The 15366-nt window shown below is 63.6% G+C and carries 13 protein-coding genes; 8 read left to right on the top strand and 5 right to left on the bottom strand.

Annotated features, from left to right (window positions below; all coding sequences use genetic code 11):
• The first annotated feature begins 98 nt into the window (after nt 1–98).
• The 4 genes from BHK69_RS25830 (at nt 99) to BHK69_RS25845 (ending at nt 5057) form a co-directional block, all read left to right on the top strand.
• Nucleotides 99–1226, top strand: a complete 1128-nt coding sequence (locus tag BHK69_RS25830; protein ID WP_069692605.1) for a PspA/IM30 family protein — start codon at nt 99–101, stop codon at nt 1224–1226.
• Nucleotides 1226–1894 (top strand): OB-fold-containig protein, encoded by a 669-nt coding sequence (locus BHK69_RS25835; protein WP_069692606.1) that lies wholly within the window; start codon nt 1226–1228, stop codon nt 1892–1894. The genes BHK69_RS25830 and BHK69_RS25835 overlap by 1 nt, the downstream gene beginning before the upstream one ends.
• Nucleotides 1891–3594 carry a flotillin family protein gene (locus BHK69_RS25840; protein ID WP_069692607.1) on the top strand — a complete coding sequence of 568 codons (1704 nt, stop codon included), beginning with the start codon at nt 1891–1893 and terminating at the stop codon, nt 3592–3594. Before BHK69_RS25835 ends, BHK69_RS25840 begins: the two co-directional genes overlap by 4 nt.
• Before the next feature lie 221 nt (nt 3595–3815).
• Nucleotides 3816–5057 (top strand): allantoate amidohydrolase, encoded by a 1242-nt coding sequence (locus BHK69_RS25845; protein WP_158516276.1) that lies wholly within the window; start codon nt 3816–3818, stop codon nt 5055–5057.
• Nucleotides 5058–5364: 307 nt separating this feature from the next.
• On the opposite strand, the gene BHK69_RS25850 is transcribed toward BHK69_RS25845, so the two are convergent.
• The 3 genes from BHK69_RS25850 to cysD form a co-directional block, all read right to left on the bottom strand.
• Entirely contained in the window at nt 5365–5769 is a 405-nt protein-coding gene (locus BHK69_RS25850; RefSeq protein ID WP_069692609.1) for a baeRF12 domain-containing protein, read from the bottom strand.
• 206 nt (nt 5770–5975) lie between these two features.
• The gene (gene cysN, locus BHK69_RS25855) at nt 5976–7877 is read right to left on the bottom strand and encodes a sulfate adenylyltransferase subunit CysN (protein WP_069692610.1); all 1902 of its coding nucleotides are present in this window, start codon (nt 7875–7877) and stop codon (nt 5976–5978) included.
• On the bottom strand, nt 7877–8770 hold the full coding sequence (gene cysD, locus BHK69_RS25860) for a sulfate adenylyltransferase subunit CysD (RefSeq protein ID WP_069692611.1): 894 nt from the start codon (nt 8768–8770) through the stop codon (nt 7877–7879). The genes cysN and cysD overlap by 1 nt, the downstream gene beginning before the upstream one ends.
• Nucleotides 8771–9028: 258 nt before the next feature.
• Here cysD and BHK69_RS25865 point away from each other — a divergent pair, with 258 nt between their 5' ends.
• The 4 genes from BHK69_RS25865 (at nt 9029) to BHK69_RS25875 (ending at nt 12372) form a co-directional block, all read left to right on the top strand.
• Entirely contained in the window at nt 9029–10540 is a 1512-nt protein-coding gene (locus BHK69_RS25865) for a cytochrome P450 (protein WP_244548326.1), read from the top strand.
• A gap of 17 nt (nt 10541–10557) precedes the next feature.
• Nucleotides 10558–10719 (top strand): hypothetical protein, encoded by a 162-nt coding sequence (locus BHK69_RS32755; RefSeq protein WP_158516277.1) that lies wholly within the window; start codon nt 10558–10560, stop codon nt 10717–10719.
• On the top strand, nt 10698–11522 hold the full coding sequence (locus tag BHK69_RS25870; protein ID WP_069692612.1) for an SDR family oxidoreductase: 825 nt from the start codon (nt 10698–10700) through the stop codon (nt 11520–11522). The genes BHK69_RS32755 and BHK69_RS25870 overlap by 22 nt, the downstream gene beginning before the upstream one ends.
• 61 nt (nt 11523–11583) lie before the next feature.
• Nucleotides 11584–12372: a hypothetical protein gene (locus tag BHK69_RS25875; protein WP_069692613.1), complete on the top strand. Its 789-nt coding sequence runs from the start codon at nt 11584–11586 to the stop codon at nt 12370–12372.
• 53 nt (nt 12373–12425) lie between these two features.
• Here BHK69_RS25875 and BHK69_RS25880 read toward each other — a convergent pair whose 3' ends face one another.
• Nucleotides 12426–13751, bottom strand: a complete 1326-nt coding sequence (locus tag BHK69_RS25880) for a glycosyltransferase family 4 protein (RefSeq protein ID WP_158516279.1) — start codon at nt 13749–13751, stop codon at nt 12426–12428.
• A gap of 271 nt (nt 13752–14022) precedes the next feature.
• A complete protein-coding gene (locus BHK69_RS25885; protein ID WP_244548327.1) occupies nt 14023–15318 on the bottom strand; it encodes an aminotransferase class I/II-fold pyridoxal phosphate-dependent enzyme in 1296 nt (431 codons plus the stop codon).
• Nucleotides 15319–15366 lie beyond the last annotated feature (48 nt).

Here is a 15366-nt window from a genome sequence, read left to right on the forward strand (position 1 = left end):
GACCCCTCTCACTGCGTGAGCCCGCGCGAGCTAACCTAGCGGCAGTTATTTTGGCGCCAACCCTTGAAAGCACAAATGACGTGCTTTATGTCTTTGGGATGAGCGGACGCTTCCAATCGACCATGAGCTACACGCTGACGCCCTCGCCCGAGGACGATCGTGCCATCCGCGCCACGCTCGACGACTATGGTGTGATGATGGGCGTGCTCGACGAGCTCGGGCGCGAACGCGGCGTAAGCTCCAATCTCGTCGCATTGCACGAACAGGCCTATGCGCCGATCCGGGAGAAGACCCGCCTGCCGGCGCGGCTCGTCACACTGGGCCTGCGCGACCATGCCAACCGCCAGGGATCGGGCGCCGCAATCGACGACCTGCCGCTGGACGGACGTCTCTACGCAATCAAGAGCCCGACGCATCTCAGCCTTTCCACCGTCGAGGGGCGCAGGCTGATCCCCTATGCCGTAGCCGGTTACGAACCGGGCTGGTTCGACCACGCCGAAGCCCGCCTCGTCCTCAAGGATGGCAAGACGCTGATCCTCGTCGGCATCGCCACCGCCACCAAACCCAAGGAGACCAGCATGGCCACCGAAGGAATCCTGTCGCGCATCGGACGCGTCATCGCAGGCCTCGCCCATGGCGCGGCCGACACGCTCGAAGGCGCAAACGCCACCGCCACCGTCGAACAGTCGATCCGCGAGATCGACTCCGTCGCCGACGAAGCGCGGGCGAGCGCCGGCAAGGCGCGCGCCGAAGAGCATCGCATCAAGGCCAAGATCGCCGAGATCAACGACGAGATCGACGACCTTGCCGGCAAGATCGAAACCGGGCTCGCCAGCGGCCGCGAGGATCTGGTCAAGCCGGTCGTCGGCCTGCAGATCGATCTGGAGGCGCAGCGTTCCGCCCTGGAAACCGCGCTGGCCGAGGTCTCCGACCGGATCGAGGAGGCCGGCAAGGCGCTCCAGGCCGTCGCCTCGGCGCGGCAGGACGCCGTCGCCCGCCTGAGCGCGCTCAAGAAGAGCAGGGGCGCACCGGGCGCAGCCGAAAGCGAGAGCGCCTCCGTGCGCAACGAGAACCGTCTGGCCCGCTCGCTTGGCGCGATCGAGCGCGTCACCGGCGTCCCCGGCCGCCCGGCGACCGGAGCCTCCGAGGTCGAGGAACTGGCTCGCCTGCAGCGCGAGAAGGCGATACAGGACCGCCTCGACAGCTACAGGGGAAGCCGAGGCTGATGGACGCGCTCGCGGGAGCCGGCACTTATCCCTTCGCGATCGCGGCGCTGATTCTCGTCGGCCTCGTCGCCGTCGAGCTCGTCGCCATGCTCGTCGGAATGTCGGTTTCCGCCTTCGTCGATCACGGCTTGCCCGGACACACGATCGAGGGTCATGCCGAGCATGGCCCGCTGGGGGCGTGGATGTCGTGGCTCAATGCCGGCGGCGTCCCGCTGCTGGTTCTGATCATGATATGGCTGGCCTGCTTCGCCATCGCCGGCTTCGCCATCCAGGGCATTGCGCAGGCTGTCTTTGCGACGCTGCCGACGCTCGTTGCGAGCCTCGGCGCGCTGGTGCTGGCCGCGCCCGCGACGCGGACATTGTCGCGCTGGACGGCTCGCATCATTCCCCGTGAGGAAACCTCCGTCGTCAGCCAGGCCGAGTTCATCGGGCTGACCGGAACCGTCGTGCTCGGCCCGCTCGATCAGGGCATGCCCGGCCGGGTTCGCGTCAGGGACGCCCATGGCAATGTCCATGTCCTGCGAACGAAGGCTGCCGGCACGCATATCATCGCCCAGGGTGCAGCCGTGCTCATCGTCGATGGAACGGGCGGTCTCTTCGAAGCTATTCCCGCGCCGGCGGAGCTCGGCGCGGACCATTCATTGAAACCAGGGGCGACACAGTCATGAACTACGTCTCCATCCTCACGATCGCGGGTATCGCGGTCGCGCTGATCGTCGGCATCGGCGTAGTCATGGCTGCGCTGTATACCCGCTCGACGCGCGACAAGGCCTATGTCCGCACCGGCCTCGGCGGGAAACGCGTCGTCCTCGACGGCGGTTCGCTGATCCTGCCGATCTTCCACTCCTATGCCTGGGTGCAGCTCAGCACGCTGCGGCTCGAAGTCCAGCGCAGCGAAGCGGAATCGCTGATCACGGCCGACCGCATGCGCGCCGACATCACCGCCGAGTTCTATGTCCGGGTGAAGCCCGACGAGGAGAACATCGCCCTCGCCGCCCAGACGCTGGGCGACCGCACCAACGACGCCGACCTGCTGCGCAAGCTGGTCGAGGCCAAGTTCGTCGACGCGCTGCGCTCGGTCGCTGCCACGATGACGCTGAAAGATCTGCAGGAGAAGCGGGCCGAGTTCGTCAAATCGGTCCAGGAGGCGGTTGCCGCCGATCTGCAGTCCAACGGCCTCGAACTCGAGACGGTTTCGCTGACGCGCCTCGACCAGACCGACATCAAGCATTTCAACGAACACAACACCTTCGACGCCGAGGGCCTGACGGCGCTGACGCGGATCACCGAGACCAGGCGCCGCGAACGCAACGACGTCCTGCGCGAAACCGAGGTCACGATCGCCGCCAAGGATCGTGAGGCCGCCCTGCAGCGTCTGACGATTCAGCGCGAGCAGCGCGACGCCGAGCTCAGCCAGGAACGCGACATCGCCAACAAGACCGCCGAGACGCGCGCCGAGAAGGCGCGGGCCGAGCAGACGGCCCGGCTCTCGGAAGAGACCGCGCGTCTCGACGCCGAGCGCGGCATCGCCAAGAGCGAGGCCGAGGCCAAGCAGGCGACGGCCACGGCACGGATCGAGGCCGAGAAAGGCATCGCCCAGAGCGAGGCGCTGGCGAAGCGGGCCACGGAAACGGCGCGGATCGACGCTGCCATCGCCATCGCCGAGAAAAGCGAGGCGGAGTCGCAGGCCAAGGCGAAGGCGGAATCCGCCAAGGCCGATGCGGTGACGGCCGAGGAACAGGTCGAGACGGCGCGCGCCGTCGAGATCGCCGAGCGCGCCAAGCAGATCGCGGTCATCGACGCCCGCCGCGAGGCCGAGCGCGACGCCACGCGCATCACGGTGAACGCCCAGGCCGAGCGCGAGGCGGCCGACAATCTTGCCCAGGCGATGCTCACCAGAGCCACGGCCGACGCCGACTCCAACAAGATCAAGGCCAGCGGCATCATCGCGCTCGGCGATGCCGAGGCCAAGCGCGAACGCGTCCTCAACGAAGCCCGCAATGCGCTCTCGCCGCAAATGGTCGATTTCGAACTCACGAAGCAGCGCATCGCGATCATCCCCGAGGCGCTCGAACAGGCGATGAAGCCAATCGAGAAGATCTCGGACATCAGGATCTTCAGCGCCGGCAATCTGCTGGGCGCGATGAACGGCGGTTCGCCGGGGCAGAGCGGCCAGAGCCCGATCTCCGACCTCAGCAGCCAGCTGCTCAGCTTCGGCGCACAGAAGCCGATCATCGACGAGATTCTGGCGCAAGCCGGCTTCCGCGGCGGCGATCCAGTCGATGCACTCCTGGGCGCGACCCAAAAAAGGACTGCAGAGGCGCAGGCTATCGAAGAGGCCGGCGATCCTACCCCGTCCAAGAATTAGCGATCTGGGCTGCTGCCGGTTCTGTGGACGGCCGGTTAAAGCTAATCCAACCTTCTTTTCGAACTCGACCGGGCTGAGATGGCCGATGGTCGAGTGCCTGCGGATCGCGTCGTAGAACCTCTCGACGGAATCGAACATATCAGCCCTGGCGGCGTCGCGCGTCAGGTAGATCTTGCCCAGAGCCGCTCGAGCCCATGAGCCGCTTGATCTGGAGAACGCCGTTGCCCGACCTTGCCGTTGACGAGGAACGCCTCTGGTCCGACATCATGACGCTGGCCCAGATCGGTGTTCTGCCCGACGGAGGGTGCGATCGCCTTGCCTTGACCGAGGCAGACGCGGCTGCCAGGAGCCTGTTGCGCTACTGGTTCCAGCAGGCAGGGCTAAACGTTTCGGTTGACCCGATCGGGAACGTTTTCGGGCGGCGCGAGGGCACTCAGCCTGGCCTGCCGCCGGTCTTTGTGGGCAGTCACATCGATACCCAGTCGCCAGGTGGTAAGTTCGACGGCGTGCTGGGCGTCTTGGCGGGTCTCGAATGCATCCGCACACTCAACCGGGCGGGCATAAAGACCCGCTATCCAATCGAAGTCGTCAACTGGACCAACGAGGAAGGCGCGCGCTTCGCTCCGGGCTTGATGGGATCTGCGGTCTTCACCGGACAGCTCGATCTTGCTGCCGCCCATGCGTCGAAGGATCCATCTGGCGTCTCCGTCGCCGAAGCGCTGACGCGCATTCGCCATCTTGGCGATGCGCCCATGCAGCGTCCGGTCGACAGCTATTTCGAGCTTCACATCGAACAGGGCGACAGGCTGCAGCAGGCCGGGCACAGGATCGGCGTGGTCATTGGCAGCGAATTCAACTGCTTTGCCGACATCACCTGCATTGGCGAGAACGGCCACGCACAGGCGACCCCAATGGCCCAACGACGCAACCCGTTAGCCGCGGCCGCCGAATTGATTACGGCGATCGAGGCGATTGGCCATCGCAACGCTCCTGTCGGGTCGGCTGGTGTGGCGTCGTTGAGGCTTTGGCCCAACAACCGGATCAACATTCCTCATCGCGTGGTGTTCACTTACTCGGGCACGCATCCTGAGCGCGCTGGCATGGCTTCGATGCGGCACGAGATCGGCGAGGCTGCTGCCGCGATAGCGCGTCGCACCGGCATCCGCATCGATGTTGAAGCGTCGCCTGATCGCGAAGCGATCGACTTCGATCCAGCTCTCGCCGTGCTCGTCGAGGAAATTGCGACGCAGCAGGGCTTCAGCACCATGCGCCTGCGCTCCCGCGCCGGACATGACGCCATCCGAATGGCTCCCTATTGTCCCACGCAGATGATCTTCGTGCCCTGCAAGGACGGTATATCGCATAGCGAATTCGAGGATTGCCGGAGCGACGACGTGGCAGCGGGGGCAAATGTGCTTCTGCACGCCCTGCATGCTCGCGCCAACAGGGCGAGTGATCGATAGGTCAACAGCGACTGGGATGAATGAGGTGAGCTTAGCTGTCGGGTGCCAAGCTCTCCTGTCGTCGAATGTGGCGTGGTCGTGCCAACCCCGATCGAGATCGATTTTCCGGCGTTCCCATGGCGCCGAACTATCTGACATTCGTGATGTATTTCCAGCGCGCTGGGCGCTCGAATCCAGCTTCTGAGGGACCGGCTCCCTCCGCCAGGTGTCATTGAACGGCAACGCTCCCCGTAAGAGCCGAGTCTTCAAAACGCGTTCGGGGCAGCGTCGACGCGACCGAAAAGTCGCGCCGATGCCATTAGCTGGCTTAAGCGGCTTGAAGAGCGGCCAACAGCTCCTGCCCGCTTTTTCCAACGAGGTCCTTCGATAGGTCTGCCACGAGAGCGACTTGAAGCTGTTTGTGGTAATGCCGCCGCATTTCCCCCAGTGTTCTGGGCGAGGCGACAATGACCAGCTTCTCAATCTTGTGCCCGAGAACCTGCTGATTGAGCCATTCGGTTGCCGCGGCAGCGTGGCCGTCTTCATCGATCTGGTGGCCTGTCGGGTTGGCAGAACTGGAGTCGCGTCCCGAGCTCCCGCTCTTATTGGTCTCGTCGAGATCGGGCGATGCCATCGATGAGAGAACCGGGCTCGCTTCATCGCCGCTGTTGCGATGAAGCTCGAAATGCTTCCCATCGACCAGCGCGACAACGGCACCATTTGGTAGCTGCATGTGTGTCTCCTCAATCAGGCTGTCTGACTAGGCGTGAAGCAAGAGCATCTGCATGCTGACCAGCGATCGCGGGAATCTTCAGGAAGGCTGGAGAGCTTCACCCTGGTCAAGGCTAACCAGCCTGAGAGCGTATCGTTCCAATAATGCGGCGAGCATACTCCGGAGACCCGGGCGACACGCCATGCGCCGGCCAGCGTCCAACCTCGTCAGACCGGTTTGAGGTAGCGCCCCTTTCTCAGGAAATCGATGATCAGCTCCGCCGATCGCTCGATTGCGACCCTGTCGGTATCGAGGTGGATTTCAGGTACCTCCGGCGGCTCATAGGGGCTGTCGATCCCGGTGAAGTTCTTGATCTGCCCGGCGCGGGCCCGCTTGTAGAGGCCCTTGGGATCGCGCCCCTCCGCCACCGAGAGCGGCGCGTCCACGAAGATCTCGATGAATTCCCCGGGCTCCAGGCACTCGCGCGCCATCCGGCGTTCGGCGCGGAAGGGGGAGATGAAGGAGGCGAGCACGATCAGCCCGGCATCGACGAAGAGTTTGGCCGTCTCGGCCACCCGGCGAATATTCTCGACGCGATCGACTTCCGTGAAGCCGAGATCGCGATTGAGCCCGTGGCGGACATTGTCTCCGTCGAGCAGATAGGTGTGGCAACCCAGCGCGAAAAGGCGTTGCTCGACCAGGTTGGCGATCGTCGACTTGCCTGAACCCGACAAGCCGGTGAACCACAAAACCACCGGCCGCTGGCTCTTGGCCTGCGCACGCCGCTGCTTGTCGAGGTCGACCGGCTGCCAGTGGATATTCGTCGCGCGCCGCAGCGCGAAGTCGATCATGCCGGCGCCGACCGAGTGGTTGCTGACGCGGTCGATCAGGATGAAGCCGCCGGTCGTCCGGTTCGCGGCATAAGAATCGAACGCGACCGGCTCGCGAGTCGAGATGTTGACGACGCCGATCTCGTTCAGGCCGAGGTCTTTTGCGGCGAGGTGCTGGAAATTGTCGGCATCGACCTTGTATTTGATCTCGGTGACGCTGCAGAGGACGGTCTTGGTGCCGATCTTCAGCAGATAGGGACGACCCGGGATGAGATGGTCGTCATGCATCCAGATGACATGCGCCGCGAACTGGTCGGCGACATCAGGCCTCTGATCCGTGTCGCTCAGCACATCGCCGCGCGACACGTCGATCTCGTCGTCGAAGGTGATCGTCACGGCCTGGCCGGCCTGGGCGTCTTGAAGCTCGCCGTCATAGGTCGAGATCGAGCGGATCGTGGATTTGCGTCCCGACAGGGAGGCGACGACCTCATCGCCCACCGCAACGCTGCCGCTCGCGATCGTGCCGCTATAGCCGCGGAAGTCCATGTTCGGCCGGTTGATCCATTGAACGGGCAAGCGGAACGGCTGATTGCGCGCATCGCGCGCGACGTCGACGGATTCGAGATATCCGAGCAGGCTCGGACCGGCATGCCAATCGAGATTGGCGCCTCGGCTTGTCACATTGTCGCCGAGCTTGGCCGAAACCGGGATCGCCCTGATCGTCTCGAAGGAGAGGTCGCGGGCAAAAGCCTCGTAATCCGCGACGATCTCTTGGAAGCGCGACTGGGAATAGCCGACGAGATCGATCTTGTTCACCGCCAGGACGACGTGCCGTATCCCGAGCAGCGATGCGATGAAGGAATGCCGGCGCGTCTGCGTCAGCACGCCCTTTCGAGCATCGACGAGAATGATCGCAAGATCGGCATTGGACGCGCCTGTCGCCATGTTGCGCGTGTATTGCTCATGGCCCGGCGTGTCCGCCACGATGAATTTCCGCCTGGCCGTCGCGAAGAAGCGGTAGGCGACGTCGATCGTGATGCCCTGCTCGCGCTCCGCCTCCAGCCCATCGACGAGCAGGGAGAAATCGATCTCCTGAGCTGCGCCACTGCTTGACTTCGACTCGTGCTCGAGCGTCGCCAAGTGATCGTCGAAGAGGAGCTTGGTGTCGTAGAGCAGCCTCCCGATCAGCGTCGACTTGCCGTCATCGACCGAACCGCACGTGAGGAAACGCAGCAGGCCCTTGGGCTGGCTCAGGCCGGGCAGAGGCTCCGTGGCGGTTGGGAGGTCGGCCGCGAACATCAGAAATAGCCCTCGCGCTTCTTCTTCTCCATCGATCCGGCCTGGTCGTGGTCGATCAGCCGTCCCGAGCGCTCGGAGGTGCGCGCGACGAGCATTTCCTGCACGATCTCGGGAAGCGTCGAGGCCGAGGAGGGCATCGCCGCCGTCAGCGGGTAGCAGCCGAGCGTCCGGAAGCGGATGCTGCGAAGCTGCGGCAGCTCGCCCGGCAGCAGCGGCAGGCGCTCGTCATCGACCATGATGAGCTGGCCGCCGCGCTCGACGACCGGCCGCTCGGCCGCGAAGTACAGCGGCACGATCGGGATGCTCTCCCGCATGATGTATTGCCAGATGTCGAGCTCGGTCCAGTTCGAGAGCGGGAAGACTCGGATCGATTCGCCCTTGTCGATCCGCGTATTGTAGAGGTTCCAGAGTTCCGGCCGCTGGTTCTTGGGCTCCCAGCCGTGATGTTGCGTCCGGAACGAGAAGATCCTTTCCTTCGCGCGGCTCTTTTCCTCGTCGCGCCTGGCGCCGCCGAACGCCGCGTCGAAGCCGTGCTGCGTCAGCGCCTCCTTTAGGGCGTCGGTCTTCATGATGTTGGTGTAGACCGAGGAGCTCTGGCTGAACGGCGTCACGCCGGCATCGTGCCCTTCCCGGTTGAGCGCGACCAGGAGCTCCATCTCCGCCCGCTTCGCCGCGGCGTCGCGGAAGGCGATCATCTCGCGGAACTTCCAGCCGGTATCGACGTGCAGGAGGGGAAAAGGCGGTCTTGAGGGATGGAAGGCCTTTGCCGCGAGATGCAGCATGACCGAGGAATCCTTGCCGATGGAATAGAGCATCACCGGCTTGCGGAACTCGGCTGCGACCTCGCGCATGATGTGAATCGACTCGGCTTCCAGCGCGTCGAGATGGGTCATCGCCTCCCTGCTCGGGAGGGCGCCTGGTCGCTCCGGTCTGCGGGCCGATGGGGGCGGCGAGGTTCTCGGCATGGTCGTCAAGCTGGAGGGTCCAAGACGCTGGTGAGGAGGCATAGTTCGCGGACGCGGCCCGAATAGATGGCTGGCGGCAACGCTTGAAGGAGGACGTTACCGCCATGCTTGTGGACAGGCTGCGCATCGTGTCTTAACGCGGAATCCTTGGCGTTCAAGGATCGCCCCTGCAATTGTCGGGCTTACATGCACGATCGTCCCCCCGCCTCAGAAACGCCCAGCGGCCTGGCCGCAGCGGGCTCCCTGTCGAAGCCGGGCGCACTCTGGAACAAGGCGACGTCGTGGCTCTATCGACCGGCGCCGATCATCGAGCGGCGCGGCCCCGGTGAATTCGTTCCCTGCCATCCGGAGCCGTTGCGGAAAGATCCCAATCTCGTTCAGATCGTGCTCGGCGCGCGCCACAATCTGATCGGCGGGTGGATGGCCGAGCATTACCGCTCCGGAATCGACAGCTTCCGCATCGCGCGCCGGCAGATCGTCGTCGTCAACTCGCCCGAATACATCAAATACGTCCTCGTCACGCGGCACGCCAATTTCGAGCGGAAGAGCCCGCAGATGCGGCGGGCGCTCGAAGCCTTGCTGGGGGACGGCCTCTTCATCAGCGACGGCGATGTCTGGAAGAAGCGCCGCCCCCTCGTCGCGGACATCGTCCACAAGCGCCGCCTGCCGGAATTCGGCCAGACGATGGAGGAGGCCGCCCTCTCCGTCGCCGATGAATGGGCCCGCCTGCCGGAGGGGGCGGAAGTCGAGCTGACCGAAGAGATGGGGCGCCTCACGGCCGCCATCATATCCCGCGCGGTCTTCGGCAAGAGCATCGCCCGCGAGGCGGCGCAACAGGTCGTCGACGGCTTCAGCGCTTATCAACGCGCCGCCGATTCGTTCAATCTCGGCTATTTCCTCGGGGCGGATGAGGGTTGGCCCGCCCTCGGCGGCAGGAAGCGACGCCAGGCGATCGCGATGGTGCACGGCGTGGTCGAGAACGTCGTCAACGCCCATCTCGCCGGCGAGGGCGATGCAGGCTCGATGGTCGATCTGCTGATCCGCCGCAACCAGCGCAGCGCTGCCGCCCCGCTGGACGTCACCGCCCTGCGCAACGAGGCGGCGACGATCTTCATGGCGGGGCATGAGACGACCGCGACGACGCTGACCTGGGCCTGGTATCTCCTGGCGAATGCACCGTGGGTGGCGCAAAAGCTCCATGAGGAAATCGAGGCGGTTTGCGGCAGTCGCCCGCCGACATTGTCGGACCTGCCGCAGCTAGGCTGGTGCCGCGCGGTCATACAGGAGGCCTTACGCCTCTATCCGCCTGTGCCATTGCTGCCGAGGCAGGCGATCGAGGCCGACAGGATAGGCCATATCAACGTCGAGAAATCGGCGCTGATCATGATCGCGCCCTGGCTGCTGCACCGTGCGGCCGATCTCTGGGACAAGCCGAACCATTTCCTGCCGGAGCGGTTTCTCAATGGCGCCAGCATCAACCCCTTCGCCTTCATCCCCTTCGCGGTCGGCCCGCGGATCTGCCCGGGCATGAATTTCGGCCAGGACGAAGCCACGCTCTGCCTGGCGATACTGGCGCAGCGCTTCGATGTGATTCCACGTAAAGACTACAAGGTCGAGCCGGTCTGCAGGCTGACGCTGCGCCCCAATGGTGGACTGCCGGCGCGCGTGATGCAGCGCTCGACCGAGCGTCGCATGTGACGATGGGATCTGCCGGCATGCCCTTCCTGCTCACCTCGGACAGCGCCCCGCTCACCGATGTCGCGCTGCTCAATGACGGGATCGTGCCCCTCATCCTGAAGCATCTCGATCAGTGGTATTACCGATGGCTCTTGCCCGCCCGCTCGGAGGAGGCCCGATGCCCGCGGCCCCAGCGGTGAAGGTCGCCGTCATCTCCGGCGGGTCAAGCGGAATAGGCCTGGCCTGCGCCCGCTGTCTCCTGGCGCGGGGCTACCAGGTCGTGCTGCTCGCCCGCGTCATGGACAAGCTCCACAGCGCCCGGGCGGAGCTCGGACCGGATTTCGCGGCCTCCGTCGAACTCATCCCGACCGATGTCGACGACCCGGCTTCCTGTCAGGCTGCGATCGAGGCCGTCACGCATCGCTATGGGCACATCGACTGGCTCATCACCTCAGCCGGGATTGTCGAGCCGGGGATGTTCCTCGATCTCGATCTCGCCACCCACCGGGCGCAGATGGAGACCAACTATTTCGGCACGCTCCATCTGATCCAGGCCGTGGTCCCCGTCATGCGCCCCATGGGCGGCAGGATCACCCTGGTGTCATCCGGGGCAGCCTTCCTGGGCATTGTCGGTTACAGCGCCTATGCGCCGAGCAAATTCGCGGTTCGGGCACTGGCGGAGATCCTGCGCCTGGAACTCGAACCCGAGGGCATTGCAATCAGCGTCGCCTTCCCGCCCGACACCGAAACGCCGCAGCTCGCGCGCGAGAGGCAAAGCCGCCCCCCGGTGACGCGCCTGATTGCGGAGCAAGGGGGGACCATGACGGCCGATCAAGTGGCCGAACGCATCATCAGCCGCGCGGAGAAGGGCGCGTTCATCCTGGCCCCATCCGGACCGGTCGCATTCCTGGCGCGGTGTCATAGCCTTTACGGGCGGCTCTTTGCCTGGCAGCAGCGACGCCTGCTGAAACGGTTCGGGCCACAGCGGGCCTCATCCAGATAAATCGCTTCGAGCCAGGTTACGGCAAGTCTCGTGCTGCGGTAGATAGTATAAGGACGCCGGGATGATATACATATGCTATGGTATCACGAAATCGGCGAGCACGTTCCTTTATCAACTGACGGAAGAAACCTTTATCGCCGCTGGTCGTAGAATCACACGACTTGGACCGCCACTCAAGGAGAGCACCTCAGTCGAAAATTATTTCGATTTCATCAATCTCAATCTGCTGAGTGAAATCCAGGAACACGTGAAGGGACAGGATGTCGTCCTGAAAACACATGGCCCGCCGCTGAGGGAGGTTGCTGAACTCATCGCATCCGGGCGGATTCTGGCGAATTCATCGATTCGAGACCCTCGGGAGATCGCATTGTCGATGATCGACCACGGCGAGCGCTCTCGACGATGGAAGAACACGGATTTTTCCGAGTTCGTCGCTGTGAGCGACACGCTCGACATTCTTGATATCCAGATCAGTTTTTTCCAGGCCTGGGCGCAAATAGATGGCGTCAGGATCTTCAAATACAACGATATCTGCCACGACAGCGCGTCGGTCGTGAGGAGCATAGTGAGCCAAATCGGCACTGAAGTCGATATCGATAAGGTTTTAAATAAGTTCAGAAGCAAGACAACCATCGGTCAGTTCAGCAAAGGCAAAGCGCTGAGATACACAGAAATGAGTCCGGATGATCAAAGCATCTTTCTCGAGCGATATGCCGAATTCTATAAAGCCTTCGCATTCGACACCCCGAACGCCCACCGGATCGCGGCAGAGCAGAAGGGGCACGCCCTGCGCCCCTCCGGAGAGCTGGCTCAGCGCCTGATCAATTTCAGAAGACGCTTCCGCCTCTGAATTGATTGCGATGGTACGGATCTGGCGCTGAGCCAGGACCATCAGGCATTCACTTATCCGAGCACGCGGTCATAGACCGCCTTCATCCGCTCAGCGTAGCGCTCTGGGGAAAAGAACTCCGCACGTTTCCGTCCACGGCTGGACAATTCGGCGCGCAGATCCGCATCCGCGTCGATCGCCTTGATGGCGTCGCGGATGTCCTCGATCTTGTAGGGGTTGACCAGCATCGCAGCGTCTCCGGCGACCTCTGGAAGAGAACTCGTATTCGATGTGATTGTCGGCGTCCCCAACAGCATCGCCTCCAGAACCGGCAGCCCGAAGCCCTCGTATAATGACGGAAACATGACCGCCCGGGCCCCACGGATCAGCGACAGGAGCGACGCCCGCGGGACATAGGGCAAGCGCTGGACGCGACGCTCCTGCTTGATATGCGTGCCGTCGAAGCGCCAGCTCAGCAGGCGCTCATCCTCGATCATTTCAAGATCACGCTCATATTGCCAGCCGAGCCCGCCCACGAGCACGAGGGGGCGGGTCGTTCCGGAAGCGGCGAAGGCCTCGACCATGCGCGAGATGTTCTTCTTCGGCTCGACCGCCCCCAGGAACAGAAAATACTCCTTGAAGTTCAGCCCGTAGCGATTGCCGATATCGCGCGCGGCATCGTCATCCGAGATCGATCGAGCAGCGCTGTCCACCGAAACGGACTGCCATGTATTGGTTATCCGATCTTCCGGGACATCAAAAAACTCCAATACGTCCCGCCTCGTGAAATCCGAAACCGTGACGATATGGTCGCCTTTATTCACGATATGCTTGATCATATTGTAGAAGTATTTTTTGTTATCGAGCGTAGAGTAAGGCAACCGCAGCGGAACAATATCATGAATAGTATAGACGTTAGCTGAATTCTTCACGAAAGCCGGTGTCGGACGCGTCGCATGAAACAGATCATGGCGCCCCTCGGGCACGATCGCCATGCGCCGGCCGAAGCGATTGAAATGCAGATAGGAGCGCTCCCACAGCCGCACGGCCCCTTGCGTCGGATGCCGCCTTTCGGCCGCGGTTCCCGATCCCGGATCGAGGACGATGCGCGGCGCCGGCAAACGCTGCGCCTTGGCCCCGCCGGGGACGCCGATCGTCCAGTCGACCGCGCGACCGGCCCATTTCAGCGGGTCGATGGCTTTCGGATCGACGACATCGCTCAGGGCGACCTCCGACAGCAGAGGATCCCGACGGTTGATGCCGCGGTCGATGCCGATCAACAGCTCGACGTCATGGCCGAGGCTGCCCGCCGTGTGAGCCAGATTGCGCGCATATGTGGCTATCCCCGTGCCCTGCTTCAGGGTCAGGGCGTGGGCTTCGAGAAGGATGTTCTTTGACACCGGTAGCCGCCTCTTTGCGCTAGAGTATTTCCGCGTTTCTCCGAATCGCGAAAATACTCTAGGTCCTTGTTTTATCGTATTTTCTTCACGCGAACCGGTGTCCACTTCGCTCGAAAATACTCTAGATCACGTCGCAGTCGGGTGAATTGTCCAGAACTCTTCGTCACGCGCAGGAAGGCGGCCTGCTGCATCGGGGAATGCGGCAAACTTCGACAAACGAGCCTTCGCCCTCTGCCGTGCAGCCAGTCAAATGCCTCTGGTCTCACCTCGCTCAGCGACGCAGGATCTCCTTCAGCGAGAAACCGGCGAGAGCGCCGATCTCGCGCGCCACACAATCTACCGCGTCGTCGATCTGCTGGTCGCTATGCGTTGCGTTGATGAAGAAGCGCAGCCTCGCGGCCTTCTCCGGAACGCCTGGCGGCACGATCGGGAAGGCGTTGATCCCCTGGCTGAGCAGCCGTTCGGCAAGGACCAGAGTCGCAACCGTCTCGCCAATGATGATTGGCACGACGCCGAAGCCCCAACTCTCACCGGTGTCGAGCCCGGCTGCCACGGCGCGCGCATGGAAGCGCTGTGACTGGCGTTGCAGACGCTCGACACGCTCCGGCTCGCGCTCCATCAGCCCCAGCGCCGCCGTGGAGGCAACGGCCGCCGGTGCCGGCATGCCCACGCTGTAGACGAAGCCAGGCGCCTGGTGCTTGAGCAGATCGACGACGGCCTCGCAACCGGCGACATAGCCGCCGCAGCTGACGAGGGTCTTCGAGAGCGTACCGAGCCAAAGATCGACCCCGTCCGGCGCCACCTGCTGATGCTCGAAGATGCCGCGTCCAGCCGTGCCGAGGACGCCGAGCCCATGAGCGTCGTCGATCATCAGCCAGGCGGAGAAGCCCTGCTTGATGGCGATCAGGCGGCCGAGATCAGGCCCGTCGCCATCCATCGAGAACAATCCCTCGCTGACGATGAGCACACGCTCGAAGCGATGGCGGTCCGCCGCGAGCATCGCTTCGAGCGCGTCGAGATCGTTGTGGGGAAAGAGCCGCCGCGTGCAGCCGGCGAGCTGCGCGCCGACCACGACGCAATTGTGGATCAGGGCATCATGGACGAGGAGGTCTTTCGGCCCGAGCAGGGTCGCAATCGTCGAGACCGCCCCGGCATGGCCGGACACGAAGGCAATGCAGTCCTGTGCCTCATAGTTCCGCGCGATCGCCCGCTCCAACTCGCGATGGACGCTGCGCTCGCCCGCGCTGATCCGGCTGGCGGACACCGAACTGCCGAACTCACCGGCCGCTTTCGCGATGGCCTGGGTGATCTCGGGATGCCCGTTGAGGCCCAGATAGTCATAGGAGGCGAAGTTGACGACAGGCTTGCCCTCGATGACGGAAACCGCGCCGGCCCTGACATCGTGCTGTCGATAATACGGGCTTTGCAATCCGGCGAAGGAGGCGAAGCCGCGCTGGAATTTCATCTGCTGATAGAGCGGATGGTCTTCGAAGGCGACGCTGTAGTGCTTCTCCGGCCGGCTTGGACGCGTGGGGGTCACTGGGGCAGCCTTCGGGGTCTTGCTCATCCTCGCCAGCAGATCCGCCAACGCATCATCAGACAACGGATTGCCGTC

It is taken from the genome of Bosea vaviloviae (genome assembly GCF_001741865.1).
Taxonomy (GTDB): domain Bacteria; phylum Pseudomonadota; class Alphaproteobacteria; order Rhizobiales; family Beijerinckiaceae; genus Allobosea; species Allobosea vaviloviae.

Coding starts and splice junctions, on each gene's coding strand:
- BHK69_RS25830 (WP_069692605.1), top strand. CDS start 99: ATGAGCGGACGCTTCCAATCGACCATGAGCTACACGCTGACGCCCTCG.
- BHK69_RS25835 (WP_069692606.1), top strand. CDS start 1,226: ATGGACGCGCTCGCGGGAGCCGGCACTTATCCCTTCGCGATCGCGGCG.
- BHK69_RS25840 (WP_069692607.1), top strand. CDS start 1,891: ATGAACTACGTCTCCATCCTCACGATCGCGGGTATCGCGGTCGCGCTG.
- BHK69_RS25850 (WP_069692609.1), bottom strand. CDS start 5,769: ATGCAGCTACCAAATGGTGCCGTTGTCGCGCTGGTCGATGGGAAGCAT.
- cysN (WP_069692610.1), bottom strand. CDS start 7,877: ATGTTCGCGGCCGACCTCCCAACCGCCACGGAGCCTCTGCCCGGCCTG.
- cysD (WP_069692611.1), bottom strand. CDS start 8,770: ATGACCCATCTCGACGCGCTGGAAGCCGAGTCGATTCACATCATGCGC.
- BHK69_RS25865 (WP_244548326.1), top strand. CDS start 9,029: ATGCACGATCGTCCCCCCGCCTCAGAAACGCCCAGCGGCCTGGCCGCA.
- BHK69_RS32755 (WP_158516277.1), top strand. CDS start 10,558: ATGCCCTTCCTGCTCACCTCGGACAGCGCCCCGCTCACCGATGTCGCG.
- BHK69_RS25870 (WP_069692612.1), top strand. CDS start 10,698: ATGCCCGCGGCCCCAGCGGTGAAGGTCGCCGTCATCTCCGGCGGGTCA.
- BHK69_RS25875 (WP_069692613.1), top strand. CDS start 11,584: ATGATATACATATGCTATGGTATCACGAAATCGGCGAGCACGTTCCTT.
- BHK69_RS25885 (WP_244548327.1), bottom strand. CDS start 15,318: ATGAGCAAGACCCCGAAGGCTGCCCCAGTGACCCCCACGCGTCCAAGC.